Genomic DNA, 850 nt, shown 5'->3' with positions numbered 1-850 from the left:
ATCGAAAAATGGTTTAAAGAAGGGATGAGTCGACGTCAGATTGCTAAGTTATTAGGTCGTAGCCATCAAACAATCAATAATGAAGTCAAGCGAGGACAAGTCCAACAAATGGATACCTTTAGAGCGTATCATATCGTCTATAGTAGCGAGTATGCGCATCAACAGTACCATAAGCAACGAAAAAAGTCTATTAAAAACACAAAGCTTGATAAGCTGGTATTGGAAAAAATTGTCCATTACATCAAGGCTAAGGTCTCTCCAGAAGTGATCGCTAAAGCTAAATTCAATGGTCAAATCAGCTACTCAAGCATTTACAACTGGATTTATAATGGCAAATTAGGCTTGAAACGTAAAGATATGCTTTATCCACATAAGACAAAAGTTATCAAGACGGTTTCAGCTAATCCTAGAGTTTACGGTAAATCCATTGAAGAACGTCCTGAAGATATAAACAGGCGCAATGAGTTAGGGCATTGGGAAATTGATACTGTCGTCTTAACAAGGGCTAAAAACAAGGTTTTATTGACTTTGACAGAGCGAAAAAGTCGTTTGGAGATTATCAGAATAATCGCTGATAAATCTTCTGAGGCAGTTAATTCTGAGCTTAAGGCATTAACTCAAAATTTTCAATTTAAGTCCATTACAGCTGATAATGGTACTGAATTTGCTCGTTTATCTGAGGCAGTTAATTGTGATATTTACTATGCTCATGCCTATTCTAGTTGGGAAAGAGGAACTAACGAGAATCACAATCGCATGATTCGTAGATTTTTGCCTAAAGGCACAATAAAAACGACCACGAAAGAGGTCGCTCAAATTGAAATTTGGATGAATAACTATCCAAGAAAAA

General features: G+C 36.5%; 1 protein-coding gene. It reads left to right on the top strand.

The window, feature by feature from the left end; all coding sequences use genetic code 11:
* Nucleotides 1-850: IS30 family transposase (locus LRA01S_RS10575; RefSeq protein ID WP_082785461.1), on the top strand; the 850-nt coding region annotated here is incomplete at both ends.

This window comes from Pseudolactococcus raffinolactis NBRC 100932, assembly GCF_001591765.1.
GTDB classification, from domain to species: Bacteria; Bacillota; Bacilli; order Lactobacillales; family Streptococcaceae; genus Pseudolactococcus; species Pseudolactococcus raffinolactis.
This window is presented reverse-complemented; position numbering and strand designations above follow the sequence as displayed.